Raw genomic sequence first — 5,583 nt, forward strand, 5'->3', positions numbered from 1 at the left:
ACAATATAGAGTGTAGATATCCAATAACAAAATAAAAAAAAAAAAAAACAATTCTATTACTAAATTCTCCATCTGATCACCTACTCTATTCCACGATTATAATGTCCCTTAGTATATTTTCCATTTGAAGTACTTACCCTTGTTCCATCATGTTTCTTACATAAATTAATACAGTCAGAAAGTACCGCCTTCACTTCATTAACATTCTCCATAGTAAAATCTAATCGAATTCTTTTAGGTTTTAGTTTTCTAATTTCATCTAATTGATTTAATAAATGTAATGCAGAACCATTATATATAGTATTATAACAATATCTACAATGCTTTCGAACATAGAAATTATTTTGTTTCGTATCTTTCATCTCATAATATGGATTTTCATCTTCTCGTAATCCATCGTTTCCTGTATGCTTAATACAGCCAATCGTACTATTACGTAAACATTGTGCAGATACCATTACGGTTACATGTCCATAGACAATCATATCAGCATCTTCTAAATCAAGTCCTAATAATTCCTTATAATTTAGCTCTAATGAAGTTGTAAAATGAGAAACACCTTGTTCTCTCCAGAATGCCTTTGATTCTTCATTCAAAGTATAAAGATTGGAATCTAATATAATTTCCATTGCCTCATTGTTTTCATCAAAACTTACAATATTCTTTTCTTTTAAGAATGCATATTCTTCTAAGTTTTTAATAATAATACCATCTAAGGATTCTACTAAATCATTCGTTAAGTATGATTCAAACTGATCTTTCGTATCTTTACGAAAGATTGCAGGTAATACCATATAAAATTTAATTCCTTGGGATTTCACTTTCTTGGCCGTTGCAATCATATTGCTTTTACCAACCTCATCACAATTCAGATATATTGCCTCAATTTCAGGATAAGAGATTACTGTATCTATTAATTTTGTATCTTCAAGGTGAACACAAATCTCCATAGTTTTATCTCGATTATTAGGTTTCTCATATGTCTTACTTATAACCTCATGCATACCAGAAACATTTCTTCTATATCTGCTAAGGATATCTTCTGTTAATAATGTTACCGCTTCACGACGTAGTTCATTCAACTGTCCATTTGGTATAAACAACTGTTCCTCTAGTTCAATGGATAATTCCTTTAGATAAAACGCTGTGGTATTCATCTTATTCAGTTGCTTTGTTATCTGTTCATTTGTCGCACTTTGTTTCTGAGCCTCCATTGGTTCTTCACCGTATGCTGTTATACAATGTTCTCCGTGTATGTCTGTATAGCAAAGAGTTAATTGTAACGGTAAATTACGTTTAGCTACGAACTTACCATATACCTCTTCTCTTCTTTCCGTATCCATAAACTCTTTATTAATAGTATCTAATAATTCCTGATTCTTAATGCGATACACTTCTTGTCCAACATAAATTGGTGTTTTAGCAAAGAAGTTCGTACGAATTACAGTGCCCTTCTGAGCGCCATCCTTCAGAGTAAATTCATAACTATCTTTTGCTTTAGGATTTGTAAGACTTTTTCGAATCTCAAGTAAATCTTGAGCATGAACATCTTCTGATAACTTAATTCCTGCATTATTACCTTTAACATTAACAACTTCTCCAACTAATACACCATTATGATTTGGTCTAGTTAATGCCATCATATCTTTGCCATTATGACATACATAATATCCTTTAGTAAAATTACCACGATTATACAAATCCATCAAGTCTTTTTCATCGCGCTTTAAATCATCAGCATGCTTCTCCATATAAGAGGTATATTCCTTGCGTCCTAATTTTTGATACAAGTCAACATATTTACGATACAGATGTGCAGCCAAGGCTGTATATTCTGGACGTTTCATACGTCCTTCTATCTTAAATGAGTCAATCCCTGCATCAACTAAATCAGGAATAATTGATAACGTACATATATCCTTTGGACTTAGAAGATACGAATCTTTTTCGTTAGTTAATTTCTTACCATTATAATATAAATCATATGGCATACGACATGGTTGTGCACAACGTCCACGGTTACCACTTCTGCCACCAATCATACTGCTCATTAGGCACTGTCCTGAATAACAGTAACATAACGCCCCATGTACGAAAGATTCGATCTCAAGATCCGTGTTTTCACGAATATTCTTAATTTCTTGTAAACTAAGTTCACGTGAAGTTACCAATCTATTCACTCCATAATCTTTTAGCAAGTTAGCACCTTCAGCCATCGTTAGTGTCATCTGTGTACTAGCGTGTAATGGTAAATCCGGAAAATTACGGTGTAGGAAATGCAAAACTCCCAAATCTTGAACGATTGCTGCATCTAAACCATGTTCATAATATTTTGCTATATAATTATATAACTGTGACTTAAGTTCCTCTTCTTTCAACAAAGTATTCACAGTAAGATAAAGGGCTTTATTATGAATATGCGCATAATCAATAGCTTCTATCATTCTGTCTTCATCCAGATTATTTGCATACGCTCTTGCACCGAACAAATTTCCTCCAATATATACAGCATCACAAGAAGCTGTTACCGCGGCTTTCAAACTTTCATAAGAACCTGCTGGTGCAAGTATTTCTATCTTTCTCATAATTTTTCCTTTCCTATCTATATTTACATATTGTATATAAAACTCTTTCGTATGGCATTTGACATTCCATGAGTTTAAAACGCCTAATATATTTTAACATTCATATTACATAAAAAAGCACACATAGGGCAACTGTGCAAGAATAACTATACACAGCTTGCTTCTTTCGTGCGCTTTCTAATCTATACCTAATTTCACATTCTTTACTTCATCTTGCTATCTTCTAATTCAGTCTGTAATTTAATTATTATCTTTTGAGCTTCATTATATTCGTTTTGAAGCTTTCCATATTCTTTTTGTAACGCTTCCAGTTTTGTTTGCGCTGCGATTACTTCGTGTTTTAGATCAAATAGCTCATTGCCTCTCATATCAGCTTCTTGGTCCATCTCGTTGACTTGATTCACTGCTTTAAAATAGTCATCGGCAATATTTATTTGCATTAAGATATTACGCATGTCCACATCAAGTTTGTTGAAATTTTCCATCAACTTGAATTCTGTGTGTTTTGTATTAATATAAGAAGCTATCTTTTGTAGATAATCTCCGCTCTCGTAACCACTTAATGTGTATCTTTTATTATTAATAATAACTTCTACATCATTCATCGTATTCATGTAATCCGCCCCTTAGATGTTCTAAACACGCATCCGTGTCATTTTACTCAACAATATTACAATCTACCTCAATTATAGTATTTTCTTTATAAAATGACAAGTTATTTCTGATTTTGTTCTAAGCCAAAGTGCCTATAACATAAATCAGTCACCATTCTACCTCTAGGAGTACGCACAATCAAACCATTTTGAATCAAATACGGTTCATATACATCTTCGATTGTTCCAGAGTCTTCACCAATTGCGGCGGCAATGGTATCAAGACCTACAGGACCACCCGTAAATTTATCTATCATAGTAAGTAGGATTTCGCGATCGATATGATCTAGACCTAATTTATCTACTTCAAGTAAATCTAGTGCAAAATTGGCTACTTCTTTAGTAATCTTACCATCGTATTTCACTTGTGCAAAGTCCCTAACTCTTTTCAATAGACGATTGGCAAGTCTTGGAGTTCCTCTAGAACGTCTTGCCATCTCCATTGCACCATCTTCGTCAATTTCGACTTTAAAGACACCTGCAGATCGCATAATTATTGTCTTTAATTCTTCGTTGGTGTAAAACTCTAATCGGTGTACTACACCAAAACGATCACGTAATGGTGCTGTTAACATCCCCGCTCTTGTCGTTGCACCTACAAGAGTAAACTTCGGTAAATCCAACCTAATTGATCTAGCAGAAGCTCCTTTTCCAATTATTATATCAATTGCGTAGTCTTCCATTGCAGGATATAGTACTTCTTCTACTTGTCGATTCAACCGATGTATCTCATCAACAAACAGTAAATCTCCTTCCTGTAGATTATTCAAAATTGCTGCCATCTCACCTGGTTTTTCAATAGCTGGGCCTGATGTGACTTTGAGATTTACATCCATTTCATTGGCTATGATACCTGCTAGGGTTGTCTTACCAAGACCTGGCGGTCCATAAAACAAGACATGATCTAGAGCTTCCCCTCGTTGTTTTGCTGCTTCGATATAAACTTTTAGATTATCCTTTGCCTTCTTTTGCCCGATGTAATCCTTTAATAATTTAGGTCTAAGACTATTCTCAATCTTATAGTCTTCTTCCATTAATTCTGTTGATATAATTCGTTTTTCCATGCTTAGCCTCCGAAAGTTATATTACCCAATATTCCATTATGAACCTGATACCCACAAAAGCCTCGATGAGCTATAATAACGATATCTTCTTTAAACTTAATTTTAAAATATCTTCTGTATCCATATCTGGTGTTATGTCAATTCCTCTAACAGCTTTCAACGCTTCAGTATTCGTATAACCTAGTGCAACTAGTGCTTGTATAGCTTCGTTTTTTGCATTTGTATCAGAAGTCCCACTGGCTGTATCCATAGAAGTTTTAGATAATTTCTGTTCGAAAGCATCTTCTAACTTTAACTTATCCTTTAATTCTAATATTAATTTACTTGCAGTTTTGGCACCAATACCAGGAGCTTTGGCAATTGCTTTCGCATCATCAGCAAGAACTGCAAATCTTAAATCATCTGGTGAAATTGTAGACAAGATTCCAAGTGCACCTTTAGGTCCAATACCATTTACCGTTATAAGCAGCTTGAATACTTGTAAATCATCTCTTGATAAAAATCCATACAGACTTAAAATATCTTCTCTCACATAAAGATAAGTATAGATTTTGACCTCTTCTCCTGTTGATGGTAATTCGTTCATGACAGATAACGGAACTTTAATATCATAACCTATTCCGCCATTCTCAACAACGATTCCATCTTCATATATACTATCTAATTCACCCTTTATAAATGATATCATTTTGTTAACCCTTTCTTATACCGTTAAACTTAAATTGACGCCATAATGCGAAAATCAAGCATTTATTATATTGATATTATACCGATTCATGTCTCTAAAATCAAGATACTATAGAATTTTCTCGAATATTTGTTCGATAAATATATTCGTTAAAATGGCGCTAAGGAAATTGGCAAACTATTTTCAAATTCCGATCGTTTTACTATAATAATTTTAGACAGTTGAACATGGTATTGCTAACCACTCAATTGTTAAGAGTTTATTGTAATAGTCCCTATAAAGCTACTGCACAGGCTTAGGGTATATTACGAAATTCTACATAACACCCTTATGTGCGAACAACTTGTCCGAAGTGATTGCTATAGATATAGCAATCAATATGTTCGCCGTAAACCTCTCCTACGCAGATAGCACGAATTTGAATCCCTTGCAAATTCGTGCTATTCATGCATAATGGGACTTATTTTTAAAATTTATCACAAAATTTGATATATTCCTATAGACGTTATGACTATTTTCTTATATAATCCATTAGAGAAATCTTTAATGGACCTTATTAGAAATTTCGTTTGAATAGGAGGGAACCATATGTC

Annotated in this window: 4 protein-coding genes; all 4 read right to left on the reverse strand. The window is 33.5% G+C overall.

The window, feature by feature from the left end:
• Positions 1-80: 80 nt before the first annotated feature.
• The 4 genes from ACW2QF_RS07950 to ruvA all read right to left on the reverse strand — a co-directional run bounded on the left by ACW2QF_RS07950 (position 81) and on the right by ruvA (position 4,990).
• A complete protein-coding gene (locus ACW2QF_RS07950) occupies positions 81-2,585 on the reverse strand; it encodes a DUF3656 domain-containing U32 family peptidase (RefSeq protein WP_455715466.1) in 2,505 nt (834 codons plus the stop codon).
• A gap of 203 nt (positions 2,586-2,788) precedes the next feature.
• The gene (zapA, locus tag ACW2QF_RS07955) at positions 2,789-3,199 is read right to left on the reverse strand and encodes a cell division protein ZapA (RefSeq protein ID WP_455715467.1); all 411 of its coding nucleotides are present in this window, start codon (positions 3,197-3,199) and stop codon (positions 2,789-2,791) included.
• A 101-nt stretch (positions 3,200-3,300) separates the two neighbouring features.
• Positions 3,301-4,302: a Holliday junction branch migration DNA helicase RuvB gene (gene ruvB, locus ACW2QF_RS07960; protein WP_455715468.1), complete on the reverse strand. Its 1,002-nt coding sequence runs from the start codon at positions 4,300-4,302 to the stop codon at positions 3,301-3,303.
• A 70-nt stretch (positions 4,303-4,372) separates the two neighbouring features.
• On the reverse strand, positions 4,373-4,990 hold the full coding sequence (gene ruvA, locus ACW2QF_RS07965; protein ID WP_455715469.1) for a Holliday junction branch migration protein RuvA: 618 nt from the start codon (positions 4,988-4,990) through the stop codon (positions 4,373-4,375).
• Positions 4,991-5,583: the final 593 nt, after the last annotated feature.

Source organism: Anaerosporobacter sp. (assembly GCF_965301125.1).